Origin of the sequence: Nocardioides sp., assembly GCF_050699375.1 — a bacterium.
Taxonomy (GTDB): Bacteria; Actinomycetota; Actinomycetes; order Propionibacteriales; family Nocardioidaceae; genus Nocardioides.
Genome location: NZ_JBOHDN010000074.1, coordinates 1 through 22,608 on the forward strand (window position 1 = coordinate 1; position 22,608 = coordinate 22,608).

Here is a 22,608-nt window from a genome sequence, read left to right on the forward strand (position 1 = left end):
GTTCTCCTCATAGGGGAGCTGAGAGGCGTCGTACATGACCGACGAGAACCCGAGGTCGACCGCGATCCCGACCAGACGGTCGGAGGTCGCGTGGTCCAGGTGGAGCGAGATGGGCATCGTGGAGCCGGACGCGACGGCGATCGCGGCGTGCGCGAGCGGCGCGAGGCCACGGTGGTAGCGCACGGCGTTCTCGCTGATCTGCACGATGAGCGGTCGGTTCGCCGCCTCGGCGCCGGCCGCGAGGGCCTCGACGGTCTCCAGGTTGATCGCGTTGAAGGCGGCGACGCCGCGGCCCTCCTCATACGCCGAGCTGACCAGCGTGGCGGTGGGGACGAGGGTCACGGGCTCTCCTTGGTGACGGTGACGAGCGGGCGGAGCAGGTCGAGGGTGGGCAGGGTCGACCTCGCCTCGTAGGTAACGTCGAGCGCCGGGTTCAGCGTGATCGTGAGGATCATCCGGCCTCCAGCAGGTCGAGAGCGAGCAGCCCGGCGCCGGTGCAGCCGGCATGGGTGCCGAGGGCGGCGGGACGGACGTCGACCTCTATGGGGGTACGCCGCTCGATCGCACTTCGCAACGGCCGCAGCAGCAGGTCCCCGGCGCCGGCCAGACCGCCGTACGCCATCGCCATGAACCACGATGTGCCGCAGCCGGCGACCGCCACCCGCTCACCGAAGCGCGGCAACAGCCCCGCGACCTCGGGGAGCATCGAGGCCGCCTCCCGCCACCTCGACGGCTGGCTGGCGATCTCGGCCTCCACGTGCGTACGCGTCATGGGAGGAAGTCTCGCAGGCAGATCACAACGAAACGGCCGCCAACCCCATCGGGGTCGGCGGCCGCGTACGAACCTCTGTCAGGCCTTGTTGGCCTTGCGCGCTCGGCTCGCGATCTTTCCGCGGTCGTTCTGGTCGAGGACGACCTTGCGGATGCGGACCATCTCGGGGGTGACCTCGACGCACTCGTCCTCGCGGCAGAACTCCAGGCACTGCTCGAGCGAGAGCTTCTTCGGCGGGATGAGCTTCTCGAAGTTGTCGGAGGTGGCCGAGCGGACGTTGGTCTGCTGCTTCTCCTTGGTGATGTTGACGTCCATGTCGTCGGCGCGGGAGTTCTCGCCGACGATCATGCCCTCGTAGACCTCGGTGGCCGGGTCGACGAACATGACGCCGCGCTCCTGCAGCGAGGTCATGGCGTACGCAGTGGCAGCACCGGTCCGGTCGGCGACGAGCGAGCCGTTGTTGCGCGAGCGGATCTCGCCGGCCCAGCGGTCATAGCCCTCGGAGATGTGGTGGGCGATGCCGGTGCCGCGGGTCTCGGTGAGGAACTCGGTGCGGAATCCGATCAGGCCACGCGCCGGCACGATGAACTCCATGCGGACCCAGCCGGTGCCGTGGTTCGTCATGCCCTCCATGCGGCCCTTGCGGGAGGCGAGCAGCTCGGTGATGGTCCCCAGGTACTCCTCCGGGGCGTCGATCGTCAGGCGCTCGAACGGCTCGTGCACCTTGCCGTCGACCTCCCTGGTGACGACCTGCGGCTTGCCGACGGTCAGCTCGTAGCCCTCGCGGCGCATCTGCTCGACCAGGATCGCCAGCGCCAGCTCACCGCGTCCCTGGACCTCCCAGGCGTCGGGACGCTCGGTGTTGAGGATCTTCAGGGAGACGTTGCCGATGAGCTCCTGGTCAAGGCGGTCCTTGACCAGACGCGCGGTCACCTTCGAACCCTTGACCTTGCCGACCAGCGGCGAGGTGTTGGTGCCGATGGTCATCGAGATGGCGGGCTCGTCCACGTGGATGAGCGGCAGCGCGACCGGGTTCTCGGGGTCGGCGAGGGTCTCGCCGATGGTGATCTCCGGGATGCCCGCGACGGCGACGATGTCGCCCGGACCGGCCTGCTCGCCGGGCTTGCGCTCGAGGCCCTCGGTGATGAGGAGCTCGGTGATGCGTACGTTCTTGGTCTCGCCGTTGCGCCGCATCCAGGCGACGTTCTGGCCCTTCTTCAGGGTGCCCTGGTGGACGCGGACCAGCGCGAGGCGGCCGAGGAACGGCGAGGCGTCGAGGTTGGTGACGTGGGCCTGCAGCGGCGCGCCGGCCTCGTAGGTCGGGGCCGGGATCGTCTCCATGATCGTGGAGAAGAGCGGCTCGAGGTCCTTGGCGTCGGGCAGCTCGCCGTTGCCCGGCTGAGTCAGGCTGGCCACGCCGGCCTTGCCGGAGGCGTAGATCACCGGGAAGTCGAGCGCGTCCTGGCTGTGCGAGTCGTCGAGCAGGTCCATGAAGAGCTCGTACGTCTCGTCGACGACCTCCTCGATGCGAGCGTCGGGGCGGTCGACCTTGTTGACGACCAGCACGACCGGCATGTCGGCGTTGAGCGCCTTGCGCAGCACGAACCGGGTCTGGGGGAGGGGACCCTCGGAGGCGTCGACCAGCAGCACGATCCCGTCGACCATCGACAGACCGCGCTCGACCTCACCACCGAAGTCGGCGTGGCCGGGGGTGTCGATGATGTTGATCGTCATCCCCTCCGGCGCCGACGGCCCGGAGTAGTGGATGGCGGTGTTCTTCGCGAGGATGGTGATGCCCTTCTCGCGCTCGAGCTCGCCGGAGTCCATCACCCGATCGGCGACGGATTCGGCCTCGTGCTCGGTGAAGGTGCCTGCCTGACGCAGCATGGCGTCGACCAGCGTGGTCTTGCCGTGGTCGACGTGCGCAACGATGGCGACGTTGCGGAGATTGGCCTTGAGGGTCTCGGACATGTGCGAAGCGGCTCGATTTCTGGCGCGGGACGGGACGCCTGATCCTATCCGCCGCAGGAGTCAGGGCCCGCATCCGAAGATCGTCGTCACCGCGGTCGCAATGCTCTTTTTGCGCGGAGACCCTGGGAATTGTCGGTGGGGTGCGGTTGGCTGAGACCCATGACTTCTCGGAAAGACCCCGCACACATCTGCCACATCGTGCCGCCCTACCTGATGCAGCGACTGAGCCCCGATGCCCTCGAGAAGGACAACGCGATCCGCTCCGCGCGGGCCCAGCATCTGAACAGCTTCCTCGGTCAGCGCCCGGCGCCGGAGGGCGGCGCGGGCGCGGACCCGGTGGAGGAGCCGACGCCCAGCGAGCCCGGCGACTGGACCGTCTACACCGCCGGGAACGGCACCGAGCTCCCCGGCGAGAAGGTCCGCGCCGCGGGCGACCCGGAGTCGGGCGACGAGAGCGTCGACGAGGCGGCGGACGGCATCACCGGCTCGCTCGCCCTCTTCAAGGAGGTCTACGGCCGCGACTCCTACGACGGCCGGGGCGTGGAGGTCGTGATGACCGTCCACTACGACCAGGACTACGCCAACGCGTTCTGGGACGGCACCCAGCTGGTCTTCGGCGACGGTGACGGCGAGATCTTCCAGCGCTTCACCAAGGCCGTCGACGTGATCGGTCACGAGCTCTCCCACGCGGTCACCGAGCACACCGCGGGACTCGTCTACGAAGGCCAGTCCGGCGCGCTCAACGAGCACATCTCCGACGTCTACGGCTCCTGCCTCAAGCAGCGTCTCCTCGGCCAGAGCGCCGAGGAGGCCGACTGGATCATCGGCGAGGGCCTCTTCACCGAGTCGGTCCAGGGTGTGGGGCTGCGTCACATGCTCGAGCCGGGGACCGCATACGACGACCCCAACCTGGGCAAGGACCCCCAGCCCGCTCACATGGACGACATCTACGAAGGCACCGACGACAACGGCGGCGTCCACATCAACTCCGGCATCCCCAACCGCGCCTTCGCCCTGGCTGCCAAGGCGATCGGCGGCAACTCGTGGGACGGGGCCGGCAAGATCTGGTACGCAGCGCTGACCAACGGCTCCGTCACCACCGACTCCGACTTCGCCGGCTTCGCCGCGGCCACCGTCGCCGAGGCCGGCGACCAGGCCGAGGCGGTCACGACCGCCTGGTCCGAGGTCGGGGTCACCGCGGCCGAGGGCAACCCCGGCCCCGACGGTGAGGAGCCCACCCCGACCGTGGTGAAGGTACGCCGCAGCGGCGGCTTCCTGGGACGTACGAAGGAGGGGGCTGCCGAGCTCGCACCCGAGGACGCCCACGTCGCCACCGTGCGCGACCTGGTCTCCGGCGGCGCAGCGGCCTCGAAGCCGAAGGGCGCCGACCGCTACGTCTACGAGTTCGAGGTCGACGGCCAGACCGCCGTCGTGCACGAGGGCGACCTGACGCCCGAGCTGCACGAGCTGGCCAACAAGCTGCTCGAGAAGTAGCCCGCCGAGGCGTCAACCCCGCAGACCGAGGCGTCAGCTCTGCAGGCCGAGGCGTCAACTGTGCAGGCCGAGGCGTCAGCTCTGCAGGCCGAGGCGTCAGCTCTGCAGGCCGAGTGGGCACATGAGTGACGTCTCGGCCCGCACAACTGACTCTTCGGCCTGCACAAGTGACCCTTCGGCCTGCAGACGTGACGTCTCGGCCGGCGGGGGTGACTAGTCCGCGCTTCGCGCGGTTACTCGCTCGGCGCGAGCGGACGAGCAAGCTCGCCGCTCGACCTCACTCGGTCGTCTCGGCGAGGGCGAGGTTGAGCGCGGCCTCGACGTGCGCGGAGATGGCGTCGAGGATGGGTACGTCGACGTCGCTGGGGCGAACCAGGAGGCTCAGCTCGGAGGCACCGAGGATGACGCCGTCGGAGCCGGCGTCCCACAGCTCGTGGACGACCTCGAGGACCCGCTTGCGAGATCCGGCCAGGACGTTTCGGTGGACGAGCTCCTCGTAGATGATCGAGTCGAGCATCTCCACGTGGAGCGTGTCGGGCAGGTTGACGTCGACACCGTGGTCGGAGATCCGCTGGGCGAAGAAGTCGTTGGCGACGGTGTAGCGCGAGGCGAGGAATCCGGCCTTGGTGATGCCGAGCTCCTTGCACCTCGTGGCGAGCACGTCGGCCAGGTGCAGCACCGGGACGTCGACGGCGGCTGCCACCTCGTCGTACACCTTGTGGAAGGTGGTGGTGCACATCAGGATGAAGTCGGCGCCGGCGGCGACCACGCTCTTGGCCGAGGCGACCAGGATCTCGGCGACCTGGTCCCAGGCCTCCTTCTCCTGAAGGGTCGTCAACTCGGCGAGGTCGACGGACGCCAGCACGATCTTGGCGGAGTGAAGCCCGCCGAGCCGCTCCTGGACACCCTTGTTGAGGCCCTCGTAGTAAGCGGCGGTGCTTTCCCAGCTCATGCCGCCGATGAGTCCGATCGTCTGCACGCATCGAGTGTGACACCGTCGGCTGCTGCGTACTGAATCCTCGATGTCCCCGCCATGCCCCCTGACCAGGTCAGAGGCCGGATCAGCTCTCGCGGTACACCTTGTGCGGGGCAGCCTGGGCGCGCGGCTTGATGACCAGCTCGTCGATGTTGACGTGGGCCGGACGGGTGGCCATCCAGGAGATCGCGTCGGCGATGTCCTCGGCCACCAGGGGTGCGGCGACACCGTTGTAGACGGCATCGGCGGCTGTCTGGTCGCCACCGAGACGTACGAGCGAGAACTCCTCGGTCTGGACCATCCCCGGCGCGATCTCCATGATCCGCACCGGCTGGTCGACGATCTCCAGGCGCAGCGCCTCGGTCACCGCCCGGGTGCCGAACTTGGCCGCGTTGTAGCCCGCGCCGCCCTCATAGGCGCGACGGCCGGCGATCGAGCCGACGTTGATGATCGCGCCTGCCCCGGAGGCGATCAGAGCCGGGAGCAGCGCCTTGGTCACGCGGGTCAGGCCGACCACGTTGACGTCGAACATCGCCTGCCACTTGGCCAGGTCGGCCTCGGCGACCTTGTCCACCCCGAAGGCGCCACCGGCGTTGTTGACCAGCAGGTCGAGGCGGTCGCCGACGGCCTCGACGAGCGTGGCGACGGAGTCGTCGGAGGTGACGTCGGTGGCGATCGCGGTGCCGTCGATCTCCTTGGCCAAGGCATCGATCCGGTCGATCCGGCGGGCAGCGAGGAAGACGTGGTAACCCTCCTCGGCGAGGCGGCGGGCGGTGGCGGCGCCGATCCCGCTCGAGGCTCCGGTCACGACGGCGGTCCTGGCAGCACTCTTCGAAGGCATGTCGTCATTCTGCTCGGCGGCGTGCCAGGACGACGAAGCGGTCTCACTCCTAGAGCCCGCGGATCCCGATGGCCGAGGAGTCAGGGAATGATGAGCGGGATTCGAGTGTTGAGGGACGGGACCACAGGCGTAGAAACAAAGGGGCAGGCATGATCCACCGCGTAGCGATGGTCAGTCTGCACACCTCTCCGCTCGACCAGCCCGGCACCGGCGACGCGGGCGGCATGAACGTCTATGTCCTCGAGCTCTCCCGGCGCCTCGCCACCCAGGGCATCGCGGTCGACATCTTCACGCGCGCGACCTCCTCGCGCCTGCCGCAGATCGTGGAGGCGTACGACGGTGTGGCGGTCCATCACGTCCACGCCGGCCCGTTCGAGGGGCTGGCCAAGGGTGATCTGCCCGGTCAGCTGTGCACGTTCGCGCGCGAGGTGCTTCGCGCGGAGGCCTCCAACCCGCCGGGGTACTTCGACGCGGTGCACTCCCACTACTGGCTCTCGGGCCAGGTCGGGGCGCTCTCCCGAGACCGGTGGGCCGTGCCGCTGGTCCACTCCATGCACACCATGGCCAAGGTCAAGAACGAGGCGCTCGCCGAGGGCGACAACCCCGAGCCGGAGGCCCGCGTGATCGGGGAGGAGCAGGTCGTCGACGCATCCGACATGCTCATCGCCAACACCGACCTCGAGGCCAAGCAGCTGATCAACATGTACGACGCTGAGCCAGGTCGCGTCGCCGTGGTCCATCCCGGCGTCGACCTGCGGGTCTTCCGTCCGCGCGGGCGTGCCGCCGCACGGGCCGCCCTTGGGCTCCCGGATCGTGCTCACGTACTCCTCTTCGCGGGTCGGATCCAGCCGCTCAAGGCTCCCGACGTACTGCTTCGGGCAGCCGCCGTCATGCTTGCGCGCGACCCGTCGCTGCGCCGCAACCTGGTCGTCCCGATCGTCGGCGGACCCTCCGGATCCGGTCTCGAGCACCCGACGGGCCTGGCCGACCTGGCCGCTGAGCTGGGCATCTCCGACGTGGTCCGGTTCGTCCCGCCGGTGCGTCAGGACGAGCTGGCGCTCTGGTACTCCGCCGCCTCGGTCGTCGCGGTCCCCTCCTACAACGAGTCGTTCGGGCTGGTCGCCGTCGAGGCCCAGGCCTGCGGCACGCCCGTGGTCGCGGCCGCTGTCGGAGGTCTGACCACCGCCGTACGCCACGGCCGCAGCGGCCTTCTCGTCGACGGCCATGACCCGGCTCGGTGGGCCGACGCGCTCACCAACGCCATCACCTCGCACTCGCGATGGGAGGCACTGGCCGACGGCGCGCGCGAGCACGCGCAGGACTTCTCCTGGGATCTCACCGCACGCAATACCCTCGATGTCTATGAGGAGGCCAAGATGCTGATGCGTGAAGAGGTGGCGTCATGACGGGGGAGTCGCGAGCCGACCTGGAAGAGGTCGTACGCAGCTGGCTGAAGTCCAACGAGCTGTCCTGGGACGAGACCGAGCAGCCCGGTGGCGAGCTGGTCTTCTCGTTCTCGCTCCCGGGCGAGCGCAAGCTGCAGACGCCCGTCCGGCTCGACCTGGGGCAGCACGCGCTCGGTGTACATGCCTTCGTCTGCCGCCAGCCCGACGAGAACCACGAGACCGTCTACCGCTGGCTGCTCGAGCGCAACCTGCGGCTCTACGGGGTCTCCTTCGGGGTTGACCGGCTCGGCGACATCTACCTCGACGGCCGGCTGCCGCTGCTCATGGTGACCCCGGACGAGCTCGACCGCCTGCTCGGCTCGGTGCTGACGTACGCCGACGAGTCCTTCAACACGCTGTTGGAGCTCGGCTTCGCCTCCTCGATCCGCAAGGAATGGGAGTGGCGCAAGCTGCGCGGCGAGTCCACGGCCAACCTGGAGGCCTTCCGAGGCTGGCTGGAATCCGCCGAGAAGTCGGAATCTGACGCCGAGTAGTCAGTTACTGACGTCTGTGGCTGTCAGCCCGGCTTGCGACGAGTGATCAGCACGCCCGCGATGCACATCGCGCCGCCGGCGAAGGCGAGCGCGGGCGGCACCTCGTCGAGCACCAGCCATGCCATCAGCGCGGTGATGAACGGCACCAGGAACGTCGACTGCGCGAACTTGCCGGCATCGGAGTGGGAGAGCGCATAAGCCCAGGTCACGAAGGCCAGGGCGCTCGGGAAGAGTCCGAGGTAGATGATCCAGCCGAGGTTGGTGACGCTGATGTCGGGGATCGTGGTGGCCAGCTCGACTGACCAGGGCAGGCAGATGACGAGGCCGGCCGTGCCGTACCAGAACGTCAGCAGCAGCGCGCTCATCGTCGGCAGCAGCTTCTTCTGGGTGAGGACGCCGATCGCGAAGGTCAGTGCGGCGACGACCGAGAGAGCGACGCCGATCCAGTCGCCGGTGTCACCGTTGGCCGAGGCGCGCCCGATGATGACGACGCCGGCGAACCCGACACCGGTGCCGATCAGGATCCACCGGTGGATCGTCTCCTTGAGCACCAGCCCGGCCAACAGCGCCACCACGATCGGGCCGACCTGCACGATCAGCGCAGCCGTGGCCGCGTCGATCCGGCGCTCGGACTCGTTGAGCGCGAGGTTGTAGATCCCCAGCCACGACGCTCCGCCGAGCGCGATCAGCGGCCATTCCCTCCTGGTCGGCAGCCGGAATCCGCCCTTCAACGCGAGGTACGCTCCGAGCGCCGCGACCATCACCACCAGCCGGCCCAGCGACAGGCTTCCCGGTGGCACGGTGTCGCCCAGATGGCGGATCCCCACGAACGCCGATGCCCATAGGACCAAGGTGATTCCGCACGCCACCAGTGGCTTCCACAGCGGTGTCGTCGTAGAAGGTGCGGGGTCGATCGTCGTCGTCACGATGAAAGGCTAGGGATCCGTACGCCGCCAGGCGAGCGGATAACGGTCATCCATGTTCGACATCCCGCCATCTCGATCCCGCCGAGACGTCAGTTGTGCAGGTCGAGACGTCAGTTGTGCAGGTCGAGAGGTCATTGCGGTGACCATTCGGCCTGCAGAGGTGACCTCTCGGCCTGCAGGGGTGACTTCTCGGCCTGCAGGGGTGACTTCTCGGCCTGCGGGGGTGACCTCTCGGCGAGGCTCAACCCCCGAAGGTCTTCCGGTACGCGGTCGGGGTGACGCCGAGGGCGGCGTGGAAGTGGAGCCGGAGGGACTGGGCGGTGTTGAATCCGCACCGGGCGGCGACCTGCTCGATGGTGAGACCCGTGGTCTCCAGGAGGTTGCGGGCCAGTTCGATGCGCTGCCGCTGCAGCCAGCGGCCGGGGGACTCTCCGGTCTCCTCGCGGAACCTTCTGGTGAAGGTGCGCACCGACATCGAGACCTTGGCCGCCATCGCCTCCAGGGTGAGGGGGCGGTCCAGGTGCGCGAGCGCCCACGCGATCGCCCCCGGGATGCCGGCGCCGCCCGGGGCAGGCGCGCGATGACGGATGAACTGGGCCTGGCCGCCATCTCGGTGGGGCGGGACGACGGTCACCCGAGCGACCCGGTTGGCGACCGCTGCGCCGTGGTCGCGGCGTACGACATGCAGGCAGAGGTCGATGCCGGAGGCCACGCCGGCGGAGGTGAGGATGTCGCCGTCGTCGACGAAGAGTACGTCAGGGTCCAGCTTGACCTGCGGAAACAGGGCCTGGAAGTCGTCGGTATGTGACCAGTGGGTGGTCGCCGGGCGACCGTCGAGGAGACCCGCGGCGGCGAGCGCGAACGCTCCAGTGCAGATCGACATGATCCGGGTGCCGGGGCGGATCAGGTCGAGCGCCTCCTTCAACGGCGCCGACAGCACCCCGTCCGAGACGGTCGGGTAGTCGAGGCCGAACTTCGGGATCACCACGGTGTCCGCGTCGGCGAGTGCCTCCGGTCCGTGCGGCGCGAGTACGACCACGTCCGAGTCGGACTGCACCGGCCGCGGGCCGCCGGTGGTGCAGGTGACGACCTCGTAGAGCAGCCGGTCCTCGCTGTCGCGGGCCCTGCCGAAGATCCGGTGCGGGATGCCGATCTCGAACGGGATGAACCCGTCCTGGATCAGGACCGCGACCCGATGCGGAGAAGCCACCCATTCGTCACTCATGGCTGGATCTTACCGATGGATGTCAATCAGGCCACTGTCTGGAGTGGCGCGAACCCGCAAGGATCAACCTCATGACCCTTCGACAGGATCAGGACACCGCCCAGACGACGACCCCGCCGCCTGCCGGCCGTGCATCCGCGCGCCGCCCGCGCATCCACCCCGCCTGGTGGGTCGCCGCCGTCGCCTTCGTGACCATCGTCGGAGCTGCCGCCTTCACCGCGGCGCCAGGCCTCCTGGTCGGCCCGCTGAACGAGGATTTCGGCTGGTCGCGGGGCACGATCGGGATCGGGATCACGCTGCAGCTCGCGCTCTACGGCCTGACCGCGCCGTTCGCCGCCGCGCTGATGGACCGCTTCGGGATCCGCCCGGTGGTGGCCGTCGCGCTCACCATGATCACCCTCGGTTCCCTCGGCACCGTCTGGATGAGCCAGTCGTGGCAGTTCGTCCTCGGCTGGGGCGTCCTGGTCGGCGGTGGCAGCGGCTGCATGGCGCTCGCCTTCGGGGCGACGATCACCACCCGCTGGTTCGACAAGCGGCAGGGCCTGGTCAGCGGCCTGCTGACCGCCGGCGGCGCCTCGGGGCAGCTGATCTTCCTACCGGTGCTGGCGATCCTGATCGGGGAGTTCGGCTGGCGGGCCGCCTCGGTCACGATCGCTCTGGTTGCCGCCGCGGTGATCCCGTTCGTGTTGCTGCTGCTCCGCGACTATCCGGCGGACATCGGCCTGGCGCCCTACGGCGCCTCGAAGATCGTGCCGCGTCCCGCGCCCGCGACCGGCGCCGCGCTACGGACAGTACGAGTGCTCGGGACGGCGATGCGTACGAAGGCCTTCTGGCTCCTCGCCGGGGCCTTCGCGATCTGCGGGATCACCACGAACGGCCTGATCAGGACCCACTTCGTGCCCGCTGCGCACGACCACGGCATGGCCACGGTCGCGGCCGCCTCGCTGCTCGCCGTGATCGGGATCTTCGACGTCGCCGGGACGATCTTCTCCGGCTGGCTCACCGACCGCTTCAACCCGGTGGTGCTGCTCGGCGTCTACTACTCGCTGCGCGGGATCTCGCTGATCTTCCTGCCGATGCTGCTGGCCCCCGAGGTGCACCTGCCGATGGTGTTCTTCATCGTCTTCTACGGCCTCGACTGGGTCGCCACCGTGCCACCCACGCTCGCCTTGTGCCGCGAGGTCTGGCCCGAGGACGCCCCGATCGTCTTCGGCTGGGTCCTCGCCTCCCACCAGGTCGGGGCCGGCCTGGTCGCCTGGGTCGGCGGCGTCGTACGCGACGTCACCGGCTCCTACGACCTGGTCTGGTACGCAGCGGGCGCCCTGTGTGCCGCCGCCGCGCTGATGTCCTTGGTGATGCCGAGGGCACCTGCGACGTCCAACGCGACCGCTACGTGAACCGACTGGATCTCGACACGCCGGTCGCTTCGCTCGCCGGAGCGCGGCTGCTCGATCTCGACCTGTCACGCGGTGTTCGCGCTTCGCGCTCGCACCGCTACAGGTCGAGCTTGTATCCCAACCCGCGCACGGTGACCAGGAACTTCGGCTCGGAGGGGTCCGGCTCGAGCTTGGCGCGCAGACGCTTGACGTGGACATCGAGGGTCTTGGTGTCACCGACGTAGTCGGAGCCCCAGACCCGGTCGATGAGCTGACCGCGGGTCAGGACCCTGCCGGGGTTGCGCAGGAACATCTCCAGGAGCTCGAACTCCTTGAGCGGAAGACGCTGCTCGTTGCCGTCCACGGTGACTACGTGGCGCTCCACGTCCATCCGGACCGGTCCGGCCTCGAGGGTGGCCGGGGCCGCGTCGGGTTCGGTGCCTCGCCGGAGGACGGCGCGGATCCGGGCGACGAGCTCGCGCGGGGAGTAGGGCTTGGTGACGTAGTCGTCGGCGCCGAGCTCGAGGCCGACCACCTTGTCGACCTCGTCGTCCTTGGCGGTCACCATGATGACCGGGACAGCCGAGGTTGCCCGGATCTGGCGGCACACCTCTGTTCCGGAGAGTCCGGGAAGCATCAGATCGAGCAGCACGATGTCTGCGCCGTTGCGGTCGAACTCCTTGAGTGCGTCGGTGCCGTCTTCGGCGATGGCGACCTCGAAGCCCTCCTTGCGGAGCATGTAGGACAGCGCGTCGCTGTAGCTGGCTTCATCTTCGACGACGAGTACCCGGGTCACGGGCGTTCCTCCTTGCTCATGCCGGTGTGACCGGCAGTTGGTAGGTGCTGGGGCAGAGTGAGGGTGAAGGTGGAACCCTGACCCTCCTGCGACCAGACCTTGACCTCGCCGCCATGCGTGGCGGCGACGTGCTTGACGATCGACAGGCCGAGACCGGTCCCGCCGGTCGAGCGGTGGCGGGCCGGGTCGACGCGGTAGAAGCGCTCGAAGATCCGGTCGATCTCGGTCGACGGGATGCCGATGCCCTGGTCGACCACGGCGATCTCTATGGAGCCGTCGGTCGCGCGGGTCGAGACGGTCACCGTCGAGCCGGGTTCGGAGTAGGCGACTGCGTTGGAGACCAGGTTGGTGACCGCGGCCAGCACCTGCTCCTCGTTGCCGAAGACGTGCAGGCCGGCGGTCCCGGCGCTGACCACGCTGATGCCCTTGGCGTCGGCGTCGACGGTCGAGGTGTCGACCGAGGATGCGATGACCTTGTCGACGTCGACCGCGAGCGGCGCCTCCAGGGGCTCATCACCCTGCAGCCGGGAGAGCTCGATGATCTGCTGGACCAGCGCGGTCAGGCGCTCGGACTCGACGATCATCCGGGTGGAGAAGCGGCGTACGGCCTCGGGATCGTCGGAGGCTTCGGTGACCGCGTCCGCGAGCACTCTTATCGCGCCGACCGGTGTCTTGAGCTCGTGGCTGACGTTGGCGACGAAGTCGCGGCGTACGGCCTCCACGCGGCGCTCGCGGGTGCGGTCCTCGACAAGAGCGAGAGCGAGGCGGGTCCCCAGCGGCGCGACGCGCGCGGTGACATGGCGCGATGCCCCGTTGGCGCGCGAGATCACCAGCTCGGTCTCGCGGATCTGGCCGTCGCGGCGTACGCCGTGGACGAGCTCGGAGAGCTCGGGCGAGACCAGGGAGGTGCCACGCACCAGACCCAGCGCGTACGCCGGGGCGCTGGCCTTCAGCACGGTGTCGTCCTCGTCCACGACGACGGCGCTGCTGCGCAGGACCGAGAGAACCGCGGCGACCTCCGAGGGAACCTTCGGGGGCTCGACCTCTGGGATCCGACGGCGAGAACGCTCGCTCATCGCCCATGCAAGCACTGCCGCTCCGGCGACGACCGCGCCGAGGAGCGCAGCAAGAAAGGCCTGCGTCGTCGAGTCCACACGATCAGGGTAATCCCATCAAACACCCTCATCCCTACCCATGGACGCGATCGCGCCGAACGTTCACCATCGGTTCACTCTGGATGGAAGCCAGTACACATCGAGTGTCTACGATCGGTCCATGCGCGCTGCTTTCCATGACGACCTCGATGCCATCTTCACCGATCTCACCAGTGTCTGTGAGCTGGTCTCTGTGGCCGTACGTGACGCCACGACCGCTCTCCTCGAGGCTCGTAACGACCTCGCCGAGCAGGTGATCGACAAGGATGTCGAGATCGACGACGCCCGCGAACGCATCGAGGAGAACGCCCTCGAGCTGCTCGGCCTGCAGTCCCCGGTCGCCGGCGACCTTCGCGTCGTCGTCGCCGCACTCCGGATGATCTCCGACCTCGAGCGGATGGGCGACCTCTCCGTCCACGTCGCCAAGATCGCCAGGCTGCGTACGCCGAACAAGGCCGTTCCCGAGCTCGCCGAGCCGACCATCGCCAAGATGGCGGAGGTGGCCGAGAAGATGGTCGAGCGCACCTGCCAGATCCTCCGCGACCGGGATGTCTCCGCGGCCCAGGATCTCGTCGCCGACGACGACGAGATGGACCGCCTGCGCCGTACGTCGTTCGCCGAGCTGCTCGGCCAGGACTGGGACGCAGGGGTCGAGCCGGCCGTCGATGTCGCTCTCCTGGGTCGCTACTACGAGCGCATCGCCGACCACGCCGTCACGGTCGCCAACCGGGTCGTCTTCGTGGTGACCGGCGAGACCCCCGCGGACTCCTGAGCCGCCGAGTCGGCTCATCCTGACCGAAAATCCCGCCGAGTCGGCTCGTCATGACGAGCCGACTCGGCGTTTTGCTGGCGGGACTGTTGCTATTGCTTGCCTTGGTTGGCGACTGCCTCGGCGGCCGCGGAGGCGGCCTCGGGGTCGAGGTAGGTGCCGCCGGTGACTGTCGGCCGGAGGGACTCGTCGAGCTCGTAGACCAGGGGCTGGCCCGTGGGGATGTTGAGCTTGGCGATGTCGGCCTCGGAGATGTTGTCGAGGTGCTTGACCAGTGCGCGCAGGCTGTTGCCGTGGGCGGTGACCAGGACGGTCTTGCCGGCCTTCAGGTCGGGCACGATGGCCGAGTCCCAGTAGGGGAGCATCCGGGCGACCACGTCCTTGAGGCACTCGGTGGCCGGCACGTCGATGTCGGCGTAGCGCGGGTCGGCTGCCTGGGAGAACTCCGAGTCGGCCTCGATCGGCGGGGGCGGTACGTCGTAGGAACGACGCCACAGCTGGAACTGCTCCTCGCCGAACTTCTTCAGCGTCTCGGACTTGTTCTTGCCCTGCAGCGCGCCGTAGTGACGCTCGTTCAGGCGCCAGTCGCGCCGCACCGGGATCCAGTGACGCTCGGCGGTGTCCAGGGCGATGTTGGCGGTGTTGATCGCACGGCGCAGCAGGCTCGTGTGCACCAGGTCGGGAAGAAGACCGGCTTCCTTGAGCAGGTTGCCGCCGTTGACCGCCTCGGCCCGACCCTTGTCGGTGAGGTCGACGTCGACCCAGCCGGTGGAGAGGTTGAGCGCGTTCCACTCGCTCTCGCCGTGACGCAGGAGGACGAGCTTGTACGTCATCAGTGAGCTTCCTCGGCGCCGGGAAGGGCCGCCTCGGGGAACTCGCAGGAGTAGGGGTCCTCGCTGGTGGCGCCGGACTCGGCGTGCTCGCCGCCCTCGCCCTCGGTCGCGTGCTCGCCCTCAACAGCGTGCTCGCCCTCGGCAGGAGCGTCGGCCGGCAGGGTCGAGGCCTCCTCGTTGCCTTCACCGGCAGTGCCTTCACCGGTGGCACCCTCGCCGGCGGCACCCTCGCCGGTGGGACCCTCGGACTCCTGGTTGCCCGCCTTCTTGCCCTTCTTCGCTGGCTTCTCGGTCTCATCGACGGCGGCGGCCACATCGGCGTACGCACCGCACTGGGCGACGACCGGGACCGAGACGGTCTTGGGGTCGCCCTCGGAGAAGGTGAAGGTCATCGGGATGCTGTCGCCGGGCTTGAAGTCACCGGTGACCGGGATGCCGCCGTTCTCGGGGGCAGCCAGGTTGATGATGCCCGAGGTGGGCAGCTCGATCGGGGTGAACGACTCGGGCGTGACCGTCTTGGTGGCGTTGTCGCCGGTCGCGATCGCGGTGACCGACGGCAGGGTCTTGCCGGCGACCGCCGGGTTGATCGCCGGGTCGAGCGAGAAGGTGCCGATCAGGATGCCGGAGCCTTCCTGCGCGGTCACGATGCGAGCGGCGTTGATCCGGAGGGCACCGTCGAGCGTCGTGCCGCCGTGGATGATCTCGTTGGGCCGGTCGGTCGCGTAGTCGAAGCTGCTGCAGGCGCTCAGCGCGGGCACCGCGAGGGCCACGAGGGCACCGGCGATCGCGAGCCGCTTCTGCTTAACCTTGGTCGTCACGCGCGACACTCTATCCGCCCGATCTCGCCGGACTAAAAGGGGTCAGGATCGGGAAAGGGTCAGGCATGCCGGTCGGGCGAGGGTCAGGCACGCAGCCCGACGGTGCTCGCGACGTACAGCATCCCGGCGATCACCGCCGCGAGATAGATCAGCGTGACCAGGAGCAGCTTGCCCGCGCCCAGCTTGAGTCCGGCCTTGAGCGGCAGATAGGTCCAGCCGTCCGCGTTGTCCGCGACCAGCCCCCACAGCGCGGTCAGGAAGTGCACCCCGATCCCGAGCGCGGCGGCGAGCGCGACCATCGCCCAGTGCGGCGGCCCGCCCGCTGACTCGCCCGCCCAGCCGGCGTACGAGAGGTATCCGGGGTAGCAGGCGAAGGCCGCTGCCCACAGGACCCAGGAGAAGAGGCCCTTGCGCAGCAGTACGTTGGCGAGCATCCCGATCACCAGCGAGCCGAGATAGAACAGTCCCGCGACGGTGCTCGAGGTGACCGAGAGCGGGATGGCGAGGAGTACGCCGCAGCACAGCGCGAACCAGACGCCGCCCGGGTCGAGGCGGCCATCGGAGATCGGCTTGCCGGCGCGCTCGTGGCGGCGGTCGACGGCCTGATCGACGAGGTCGTTGTGCCAGCCGAGGACGGCCTGGCCGATCAGCACGGTGACCGCGATCAGGGCGACCTCGCGGGCCGACAGCCCGGTGAGGACAGCAGCCACCGCGATCCCGATGACGGTCAGGATCGCCTGGCGCGGATGAGCCGTGCGGATGAGGAGGAGCGGGGCCCAGTTGCCGATCTTGTCCATGACGCTCTGGTGGCTCGCCGAGGCAGCCGGCACGGCGGACGCGCTGGCCTGCGTCGCTGGCGGGTCCTGCTCCTGGGCGTGCGACGACACGGTGAAGATGGTCTTGGGGGCGCTCTGCGATGCATTCGCCATGGCGGCAGTATCCGATACGTGATCAACCCGTGCAGGACAACAGGCTGGCTACGACAGGATTTCTCGGCGTTTCGAAATCGGCCATGATGTCACGGTTGATCGATCTGCGCGCGCGGAACACACGCCATAGTGATCTGTCAACCCCAGATTGAGGCCCTGACCTGCAGAAACGCGGAATCCGAATTCTAAGATCCGTGGTAGACTTATGGCCCTAGGAAGGGGTACCTAAAAAAATGACTTTCACCGTCGGCGAGACCGTCGTCTACCCGAACCACGGCGCGGCCGTCATCGAGGACATCGAGATGCGCACCATCAAGGGTGAGGAGCGACAGTATCTGGTCCTCCGCATCATTGCCCAGCAGGACCTCGTAGTGCGTGTTCCGGCCAACAACCTCGAGCTCGTCGGAGTTCGAGACGTCGTAGACAAGGACGGGCTTGATCGAGTCTTCGAGGTGCTTCGCGCGGAGCACGTCGAAGAGCCGACCAACTGGTCACGTCGTTACAAGGCAAACCTGGAGAAGCTGCACAGCGGCGATGTCATGAAGGTCGCCGAGGTTGTCCGCGACCTGTGGCGTCGTGAACGTGACCGCGGCCTCTCCGCCGGGGAGAAGCGCATGCTTGCCAAGGCACGCCAGATCCTCGTCTCGGAGCTCGCGCTGTGCGAGCACACCAACGAAGACAAGGCTGAAGTCCTCCTCGATGAGGTGCTGGCCAGCTGAAGCTGGTTTCGGTCTGCGTTACAGGCTCCGGGGTGATCCCGGGGCCTGTTTCGCGTTTTCGGGATCGGCTCGGGTCGTTGGCTAGCGTGTTCGTCATGGACGACCCCTACGGCACCAACCAGATCGACGAGGACGCCGGGGTCCCGCCTGCTCTCGGGATTGTCGCCGAGGCCGACCGCGGGTCCCTTCCGTTCGCACTCATCCATGGCGAGCCCCTGGTCGCCGCCGCGACCTGGTCCCTCGGCGAGTCCGGGGTGACCCCGGTCGACTTCACGATGTCGTGGGAAGGGGCCGTGGCCGCCGAGGAGCCGCTCGTGCTCCACGACTCGCTGTGCCCGCTGACCCCACCGGCCTTCATCGCCCACTGTGTCTCGACCGCGCTCGAGCGCAAGGCCGTCGTGATCGGCGTACGTCCGGTCACAGACACGGTCAAGACGGCGACCGACGAGGACGGCGTCTCGGTGCTCGGGGAGACCCTCGACCGGTCGGCGCTGGTCTCGGTCGCCTCCCCGATCGTGCTCCCGCCGGCGGTCGTCGCCGCCCTGGACGAGTGGCCGTCCGGCGACTTCGCCGAGATCGCGGGCTCGCTGGCCCGCCGGTTCCCGGTGGTCACGGTCGAGGCGCCCTCGATCGGTCGCCGGGTCGGGTCCCCCGAGGACGTACGTCTGCTGGAGGCGTTGTCGGAGGACGACTCGACAGCAGTGTGACCTTCGCACGGGCGGCGTTCAGGCCAGCAGCGCCTTGACCGCCTGGAGGTCGTCGGCGAAGGTCACCTTGAGGTTCAGCGGCGTGCTGGGGACGGCGACGATGCGTACGTCCGGGTCGTACCTCTCCAGCACGGCGCCGGTGTCGGTGCCGTCGAAGCCGTCGGCCGCGGCCCGGGTATAGGCCGCCAGCAGCGTCGCCGCCTTGAAGGCCTGCGGAGTCTGTACGCCGACGAGAGCACCCTCCACCGGCCGCAGGTCACGCGTCGAGAGATGGGTGAGGGGCGCGGCCGGGATCGCGCCGCCGTGCTCGCGGGCGGCTTCGATGACCGCGCCGTAGAGCTCGAGACCGGCCAGTGGCCGGGCGGTGTCGTGGATGGCGACGACATCGATCATGCCCGCCTCGATGTCGGCCCGGAGCACCGCGAGCGCGGCCTGCTCGGATGCGTGGCGGGTGGCGCCGCCGGCGACCATCGCGACCTCGCGCTCGCCGAGCAGGGGCTGCGCGACGGTCGCGACCGCTTCCTCGTCGCCGCTGCGGACGACGAGGACGACGCGCCGCACGTCGGGCACCTCGAGCGCGGTCCGGAGCGAGAGGACGAGAGCCGAGGAGGCGGGGTCGTCGGAGCCGTCCAGCGGAAGCAGCACCTTGTTGGTGGCGGCACCGACACGCGTACCGGATCCGGCGGCCAGGAGTACGAGAGCAGCGGGCACCCCTGGAGGCTATCGGCTCGCTCGCGGTGGGGGCCGATGGGTGGCGCGCTGGTGTTTACGCACCCGTAACAAACCGAAACAGGAGGTAGCAACCACGCGCCCTACGGTTCAAATCCACCGAAGGAAGGACCCGACGAATGCCGACGAAGCGGCTCGGGCCGGCGACGTCATGAGCGCCGGCGCGCGGCGGGACGACCAAGACGACCGAGGGGACTGGCAGCCCGTCTGCCAGGTCGCCGCGCTCGAGGTGAAGCGTGGCGCGACGGCGCTGGTCCACGGGCAGGCCATCGCCATCTTCCGGATGCCCGACGATGTCGTCTACGCGCTGGGCAACCACGACCCGTTCGCCAGGGCGTCGGTGATCGCCAAGGGCATCGTCGGTGTCCGCGACGGCGTGCCGTTCGTGGCCTCACCTGTTCATCGGCACGGCTTCGACCTGCGTACGGGACAGTGCCTGGACGACCCGCACGTCACGATCCCCGCCTACGAGGTCCGGGTCGTCGACGGGCTCATCCATGTCGGGCACCGGAAGGTCGCCTGACGCGCGTCTGGGAGACTGCGAGCGTGCAGCTTCCTCTGATCGGCATCGGGACCGACGTACACAGCCTCGCCGACGGTGTTCCGATGCACGTGGCCGGCCTCGCGTTCCCCGAAGAGAAGCAGGGTCTGGCCGGGCACTCCGACGGCGACGTCGCCGCGCACGCCTGCTGCGACGCGCTCTTCTCCGCAGCCGGTCTCGGTGACCTGGGGTCCAACTTCGGCACCTCCGAGCCCGAGTGGGCCGGCGCGGCCGGGGTCGTTCTCCTGGCCGAGGCAGCGCGAAGGGTCCACGATGCCGGTTTCGACATCGGGAACGTCGCCGTCCAGGTGATCGGGAACCGGCCCAAGATCGGTCCGCGTCGGGACGAGGCCAACCAGGCGCTCTCGGCGGCGGCGGGCGCGCAGGTCACCGTGACCGCCACGACCTCCGACGGCCTCGGGCTCACCGGGCGCGGCGAGGGCGTCGCCGCGATCGCCACCGCGCTCATCGTGCCACGCCGGTAGCGCAGCGCGAGGATACCGACTTGGCCCGATGAAAGACCCATCGTTCGCTCGCCGGCGCTCGCTCACCGTGCGTCGCGATAGGTAGGGAACACGCGTACGTCCCTAGACTTGGGGTATGGCACTCAGGCTCTACGACTCGGCGACCCGTGAAGTACGTGACTTCACTCCCTTGCAGTCCGGCAAGGCGTCGCTCTATGTCTGTGGCCTGACGGTGCAGAGCGAGCCGCATGTCGGACACGTGCGGAGCGGGGTGAACTTCGACGTGCTGCAGCGGTGGCTGCGTGCCTCGGGGTATGAGACCACGTTCATCCGCAACGTGACCGACATCGACGACAAGATCCTGGCGAAGTCGGCCGAGCAGGGACGCCCCTGGTACAACCTCGGCTACACCATGCACCGCGAGCTCGACGCCGCCTACGCCTCGCTCAACGTCGCCCGGCCGACGTACGAGCCGCTGGCCACCGGTCACATCCCCGAGATCGTCGCGCTGATCGAGGAGCTGATCGCGAAGGGGCATGCGTACGCCGCCGATGACGGCTCCGCCGATGTCTACTTCGACGTCCGCTCCTGGCCCTCCTACGGCGAGCTGTCGGGGCAGAAGGTCGACGACATGGAGGCCGCTGCCGACGCCGATCCGCGGGGCAAGCGCGACCCGCGTGACTTCGCGCTGTGGAAGGGCCGGAAGGTCTCCGAGCCCGAGACGGCCTCCTGGCCCTCCCCGTGGGGTCCGGGGCGGCCCGGCTGGCACATCGAGTGCTCGGCGATGGCCGGGAAGTACCTCGGTCCGGCCTTCGACTTCCATGGTGGTGGCATCGACCTGCGCTTCCCGCACCACGAGAACGAGCAGGCGCAGTCGCGAGCAGCCGGCCGGCCGTTCGCGAGCTACTGGCTGCACAACGCCTGGATCACCACCTCGGGCGAGAAGATGTCGAAGTCGCTGGGCAACTCGCTGGTCATCCCCGAGGTCCTGAAGAAGGTACGCGGCATCGAGCTGCGCTACTACCTGGTCGCGGCGCACTACCGGTCCCACGTCGAGTTCTCCTTCACTGCGCTGGACGACGCGGCGCAGGCGTTCCAGCGGATCGAGAACTTCCTCGATCGGGCCGCCGAGACGATCGGGGAGATCCCGGACGAAGGCGTCGCCTGCGCGGAGTTCGTCGAGGCGATGGACGACGACCTCGGCACCCCGGCTGCGGTCGGTGCCCTGCACGACGTCGTCCGCGAGGGCAACAAGCTCCTCGGTGGTGGAGACACCCCCGCGCTGCGTGGCGTCGCCGCGAGCGTACGAACCATGCTCGACGTGCTCGGGCTGGACCCGGCCGACCCGGCCTGGGGTCCGACCGGCGGCGACGACGAGAAGTTGACCTCAGCAGTCGATGTCCTCGTACGCGGCCTCCTCGACGAGCGGGCCGAGGCTCGCGCGACCAAGGACTGGGCCCGGGCCGACACACTGCGAGACCGGCTCAAGGACGCCGGGATCGAGATCGAGGACACTCCGGCCGGCCCGAAGTGGAGCATCTGATGACCTGGATGCTGACCGAGGTGACTCGGCGAACGCGCACCTCCTTCGGGGAGTTCCGCGAAGGAAGTGACACCCCACCGAGCTACCTCGGTGAACAACGGACGGGACAACACTGATGGCAGGCAACTCCCAGCGTCGCGGAGCGATCGCGAAGGGACGCAAGAAGGGCGCCACGGCTGGCACGGGCGGCAACGTACGCCGCGGGCTCGAGGGCAAGGGCCCGACGCCGAAGGCGAAGGACCGGCCCTACCACAAGGCTCACAAGGCAGCGAAGGCCGCCGAGCAGCGTGCAGGCGGCAAGCCGCGCAAGCGGGCCGCCGGTGAGGCCGAGTGGATCATCGGCCGCAACTCCGTGGTCGAGGCGCTGCGCGAGAACGTGCCCGTCAACGGCCTCTACGTGGCCGAGGGAGCCGAGCGTGACGGCCGCCTGCGCGAGGCGTTCCAGCTCGCCTCCGAGAAGGGCATCTCGCTGCTCGAGGTGGCCAAGGTCGAGCTCGACCGGCTGACCGGGTTCAACGGCCACCAGGGCCTGGCAGCACGGATCCCCGCCTACGAGTACGCCCACGCCGACGACCTGCTCGACCGTGCCGCCGAGACGGGTGAGCAGGCGCTGATCGTGATGCTCGACCAGGTCACCGACCCGCGCAACCTGGGAGCGATCGTCCGCAGCGCCGCCGCTTTCGGCGCCCACGGCGTAGTGATCCCGGAGCGGCGCGCGGCCGGTGTGACGGCCGCCGCCTGGAAGACGAGCGCGGGCGCCGCGGCGCGGATCCCGGTCGCCCAGACGGTCAACCTGACCCGGCAGCTGAAGGCCTACCAGGACGCCGGCTGCATGGTCGTCGGGCTCGACATGGAGGGCGACGTCGACCTGCCCGGTCTGGCCTCCCCCGACGGCCTCGCCGACGGTCCGCTGGTGATCGTCGTCGGCGCCGAGGGCGGTGGGCTCTCCCGCCTGGTGCAGGAGACCTGCGACCAGATCGTCTCGATCCCGATGGCCAACTCGGTCGAGTCGCTCAACGCCGGGGTCGCGGCCTCGGTCGTGCTCTACGCGGTTGCGGAGGCGCGCCGCTGACACCTCGCCGCAGC

24 protein-coding genes are annotated in these 22,608 nt (G+C 68.9%); 11 read left to right on the plus strand and 13 right to left on the minus strand.

The window, feature by feature from the left end; translation table 11 throughout:
• The 3 genes from ACRDPS_RS05115 to typA form a co-directional block, all read right to left on the minus strand.
• On the minus strand, window positions 1-342 hold a 342-nt coding region (locus ACRDPS_RS05115; RefSeq protein WP_431500549.1), incomplete at its 3' end, for a class II fructose-bisphosphate aldolase.
• Between the two features lie 109 nt (window positions 343-451).
• Window positions 452-772, minus strand: coding sequence for a hypothetical protein (locus tag ACRDPS_RS05120; RefSeq protein ID WP_431500550.1), 321 nt, complete (start codon window positions 770-772; stop codon window positions 452-454).
• Between the two features lie 78 nt (window positions 773-850).
• Window positions 851-2,743 (minus strand): translational GTPase TypA, encoded by a 1,893-nt coding sequence (gene typA / locus ACRDPS_RS05125; protein ID WP_431500551.1) that lies wholly within the window; start codon window positions 2,741-2,743, stop codon window positions 851-853.
• Window positions 2,744-2,902: 159 nt separating this feature from the next.
• Between typA and ACRDPS_RS05130 the strand changes: the two genes are divergently transcribed.
• Window positions 2,903-4,237, plus strand: coding sequence for a M4 family metallopeptidase (locus tag ACRDPS_RS05130; RefSeq protein WP_431500552.1), 1,335 nt, complete (start codon window positions 2,903-2,905; stop codon window positions 4,235-4,237).
• A 277-nt stretch (window positions 4,238-4,514) separates the two neighbouring features.
• Here ACRDPS_RS05130 and ACRDPS_RS05135 read toward each other — a convergent pair whose 3' ends face one another.
• Entirely contained in the window at window positions 4,515-5,216 is a 702-nt protein-coding gene (locus ACRDPS_RS05135; protein WP_431500553.1) for an aspartate/glutamate racemase family protein, read from the minus strand.
• 82 nt (window positions 5,217-5,298) lie between these two features.
• Window positions 5,299-6,054, minus strand: coding sequence for an SDR family NAD(P)-dependent oxidoreductase (locus tag ACRDPS_RS05140; RefSeq protein WP_431500554.1), 756 nt, complete (start codon window positions 6,052-6,054; stop codon window positions 5,299-5,301).
• Window positions 6,055-6,203: 149 nt separating this feature from the next.
• Between ACRDPS_RS05140 and mshA the strand changes: the two genes are divergently transcribed.
• Both mshA and ACRDPS_RS05150 read left to right on the plus strand, forming a co-directional pair.
• Window positions 6,204-7,460, plus strand: a complete 1,257-nt coding sequence (gene mshA / locus ACRDPS_RS05145; protein WP_431500555.1) for a D-inositol-3-phosphate glycosyltransferase — start codon at window positions 6,204-6,206, stop codon at window positions 7,458-7,460.
• A complete protein-coding gene (locus tag ACRDPS_RS05150) occupies window positions 7,457-7,993 on the plus strand; it encodes a YbjN domain-containing protein (RefSeq protein WP_431500556.1) in 537 nt (178 codons plus the stop codon). Before mshA ends, ACRDPS_RS05150 begins: the two co-directional genes overlap by 4 nt.
• A 23-nt stretch (window positions 7,994-8,016) precedes the next feature.
• On the opposite strand, the gene ACRDPS_RS05155 is transcribed toward ACRDPS_RS05150, so the two are convergent.
• Both ACRDPS_RS05155 and ACRDPS_RS05160 read right to left on the minus strand, forming a co-directional pair.
• Window positions 8,017-8,919: a DMT family transporter gene (locus ACRDPS_RS05155; protein WP_431500557.1), complete on the minus strand. Its 903-nt coding sequence runs from the start codon at window positions 8,917-8,919 to the stop codon at window positions 8,017-8,019.
• Window positions 8,920-9,160: 241 nt separating this feature from the next.
• Window positions 9,161-10,144 carry a GlxA family transcriptional regulator gene (locus ACRDPS_RS05160; protein ID WP_431500558.1) on the minus strand — a complete coding sequence of 328 codons (984 nt, stop codon included), beginning with the start codon at window positions 10,142-10,144 and terminating at the stop codon, window positions 9,161-9,163.
• A 71-nt stretch (window positions 10,145-10,215) separates the two neighbouring features.
• Between ACRDPS_RS05160 and ACRDPS_RS05165 the strand changes: the two genes are divergently transcribed.
• Entirely contained in the window at window positions 10,216-11,541 is a 1,326-nt protein-coding gene (locus ACRDPS_RS05165) for an MFS transporter (protein ID WP_431500559.1), read from the plus strand.
• 97 nt (window positions 11,542-11,638) lie between these two features.
• Here the strand turns inward: ACRDPS_RS05165 and ACRDPS_RS05170 are convergent, their stop codons facing one another.
• The gene (locus ACRDPS_RS05170) at window positions 11,639-12,316 is read right to left on the minus strand and encodes a response regulator (RefSeq protein ID WP_431500560.1); all 678 of its coding nucleotides are present in this window, start codon (window positions 12,314-12,316) and stop codon (window positions 11,639-11,641) included.
• Entirely contained in the window at window positions 12,313-13,470 is a 1,158-nt protein-coding gene (locus ACRDPS_RS05175; protein ID WP_431500561.1) for a sensor histidine kinase, read from the minus strand. The genes ACRDPS_RS05170 and ACRDPS_RS05175 overlap by 4 nt, the downstream gene beginning before the upstream one ends.
• A 121-nt stretch (window positions 13,471-13,591) precedes the next feature.
• Here ACRDPS_RS05175 and phoU point away from each other — a divergent pair, with 121 nt between their 5' ends.
• Window positions 13,592-14,242, plus strand: coding sequence for a phosphate signaling complex protein PhoU (phoU, locus tag ACRDPS_RS05180; RefSeq protein ID WP_431500562.1), 651 nt, complete (start codon window positions 13,592-13,594; stop codon window positions 14,240-14,242).
• Between the two features lie 89 nt (window positions 14,243-14,331).
• Here phoU and ACRDPS_RS05185 read toward each other — a convergent pair whose 3' ends face one another.
• The 3 genes from ACRDPS_RS05185 to ACRDPS_RS05195 form a co-directional block, all read right to left on the minus strand.
• Complete coding sequence (locus tag ACRDPS_RS05185) at window positions 14,332-15,072, minus strand: phosphoglyceromutase (RefSeq protein WP_431500563.1); 741 nt, start codon at window positions 15,070-15,072, stop codon at window positions 14,332-14,334.
• Window positions 15,072-15,890: a hypothetical protein gene (locus ACRDPS_RS05190; RefSeq protein ID WP_431500564.1), complete on the minus strand. Its 819-nt coding sequence runs from the start codon at window positions 15,888-15,890 to the stop codon at window positions 15,072-15,074. Before ACRDPS_RS05190 ends, ACRDPS_RS05185 begins: the two co-directional genes overlap by 1 nt.
• An 83-nt stretch (window positions 15,891-15,973) precedes the next feature.
• Window positions 15,974-16,819, minus strand: a complete 846-nt coding sequence (locus ACRDPS_RS05195; RefSeq protein ID WP_431500565.1) for a UbiA family prenyltransferase — start codon at window positions 16,817-16,819, stop codon at window positions 15,974-15,976.
• Window positions 16,820-17,052: 233 nt separating this feature from the next.
• Between ACRDPS_RS05195 and ACRDPS_RS05200 the strand changes: the two genes are divergently transcribed.
• On the plus strand, window positions 17,053-17,538 hold the full coding sequence (locus ACRDPS_RS05200; protein ID WP_008360791.1) for a CarD family transcriptional regulator: 486 nt from the start codon (window positions 17,053-17,055) through the stop codon (window positions 17,536-17,538).
• Window positions 17,539-17,633: 95 nt separating this feature from the next.
• Window positions 17,634-18,245 (plus strand): 2-C-methyl-D-erythritol 4-phosphate cytidylyltransferase, encoded by a 612-nt coding sequence (locus tag ACRDPS_RS05205; RefSeq protein ID WP_431500566.1) that lies wholly within the window; start codon window positions 17,634-17,636, stop codon window positions 18,243-18,245.
• A gap of 18 nt (window positions 18,246-18,263) precedes the next feature.
• On the opposite strand, the gene ACRDPS_RS05210 is transcribed toward ACRDPS_RS05205, so the two are convergent.
• Window positions 18,264-18,956 (minus strand): IspD/TarI family cytidylyltransferase, encoded by a 693-nt coding sequence (locus ACRDPS_RS05210; protein ID WP_431500567.1) that lies wholly within the window; start codon window positions 18,954-18,956, stop codon window positions 18,264-18,266.
• A gap of 169 nt (window positions 18,957-19,125) precedes the next feature.
• On the opposite strand from ACRDPS_RS05210, the gene nirD reads away from it, so the two are divergent.
• From nirD to rlmB, 4 genes are all read left to right on the plus strand, one after another.
• Complete coding sequence (gene nirD / locus ACRDPS_RS05215; protein ID WP_431500568.1) at window positions 19,126-19,497, plus strand: nitrite reductase small subunit NirD; 372 nt, start codon at window positions 19,126-19,128, stop codon at window positions 19,495-19,497.
• 23 nt (window positions 19,498-19,520) lie between these two features.
• Window positions 19,521-20,000: a 2-C-methyl-D-erythritol 2,4-cyclodiphosphate synthase gene (gene ispF, locus ACRDPS_RS05220; protein ID WP_431500569.1), complete on the plus strand. Its 480-nt coding sequence runs from the start codon at window positions 19,521-19,523 to the stop codon at window positions 19,998-20,000.
• Between the two features lie 115 nt (window positions 20,001-20,115).
• The gene (cysS, locus tag ACRDPS_RS05225) at window positions 20,116-21,522 is read left to right on the plus strand and encodes a cysteine--tRNA ligase (protein ID WP_431500570.1); all 1,407 of its coding nucleotides are present in this window, start codon (window positions 20,116-20,118) and stop codon (window positions 21,520-21,522) included.
• A gap of 115 nt (window positions 21,523-21,637) precedes the next feature.
• Window positions 21,638-22,594 carry a 23S rRNA (guanosine(2251)-2'-O)-methyltransferase RlmB gene (rlmB, locus tag ACRDPS_RS05230; RefSeq protein ID WP_431500571.1) on the plus strand — a complete coding sequence of 319 codons (957 nt, stop codon included), beginning with the start codon at window positions 21,638-21,640 and terminating at the stop codon, window positions 22,592-22,594.
• Window positions 22,595-22,608 lie beyond the last annotated feature (14 nt).

What these genes read in the sequence shown, in the direction of transcription:
- ACRDPS_RS05200 (WP_008360791.1), top strand. Translation starts at nt 17,053, where the DNA reads ATGACTTTCACCGTCGGCGAGACCGTCGTCTACCCGAACCACGGCGCG.
- ACRDPS_RS05195 (WP_431500565.1), bottom strand. Translation starts at nt 16,819, where the DNA reads ATGGCGAATGCATCGCAGAGCGCCCCCAAGACCATCTTCACCGTGTCG.
- typA (WP_431500551.1), bottom strand. Translation starts at nt 2,743, where the DNA reads ATGTCCGAGACCCTCAAGGCCAATCTCCGCAACGTCGCCATCGTTGCG.
- mshA (WP_431500555.1), top strand. Translation starts at nt 6,204, where the DNA reads ATGATCCACCGCGTAGCGATGGTCAGTCTGCACACCTCTCCGCTCGAC.
- ACRDPS_RS05185 (WP_431500563.1), bottom strand. Translation starts at nt 15,072, where the DNA reads ATGACGTACAAGCTCGTCCTCCTGCGTCACGGCGAGAGCGAGTGGAAC.
- ACRDPS_RS05165 (WP_431500559.1), top strand. Translation starts at nt 10,216, where the DNA reads ATGACCCTTCGACAGGATCAGGACACCGCCCAGACGACGACCCCGCCG.
- cysS (WP_431500570.1), top strand. Translation starts at nt 20,116, where the DNA reads ATGGCACTCAGGCTCTACGACTCGGCGACCCGTGAAGTACGTGACTTC.
- rlmB (WP_431500571.1), top strand. Translation starts at nt 21,638, where the DNA reads ATGGCAGGCAACTCCCAGCGTCGCGGAGCGATCGCGAAGGGACGCAAG.
- nirD (WP_431500568.1), top strand. Translation starts at nt 19,126, where the DNA reads ATGAGCGCCGGCGCGCGGCGGGACGACCAAGACGACCGAGGGGACTGG.
- ACRDPS_RS05120 (WP_431500550.1), bottom strand. Translation starts at nt 772, where the DNA reads ATGACGCGTACGCACGTGGAGGCCGAGATCGCCAGCCAGCCGTCGAGG.
- phoU (WP_431500562.1), top strand. Translation starts at nt 13,592, where the DNA reads ATGCGCGCTGCTTTCCATGACGACCTCGATGCCATCTTCACCGATCTC.
- ACRDPS_RS05205 (WP_431500566.1), top strand. Translation starts at nt 17,634, where the DNA reads ATGGACGACCCCTACGGCACCAACCAGATCGACGAGGACGCCGGGGTC.
- ACRDPS_RS05160 (WP_431500558.1), bottom strand. Translation starts at nt 10,144, where the DNA reads ATGAGTGACGAATGGGTGGCTTCTCCGCATCGGGTCGCGGTCCTGATC.
- ACRDPS_RS05140 (WP_431500554.1), bottom strand. Translation starts at nt 6,054, where the DNA reads ATGCCTTCGAAGAGTGCTGCCAGGACCGCCGTCGTGACCGGAGCCTCG.
- ACRDPS_RS05130 (WP_431500552.1), top strand. Translation starts at nt 2,903, where the DNA reads ATGACTTCTCGGAAAGACCCCGCACACATCTGCCACATCGTGCCGCCC.
- ACRDPS_RS05150 (WP_431500556.1), top strand. Translation starts at nt 7,457, where the DNA reads ATGACGGGGGAGTCGCGAGCCGACCTGGAAGAGGTCGTACGCAGCTGG.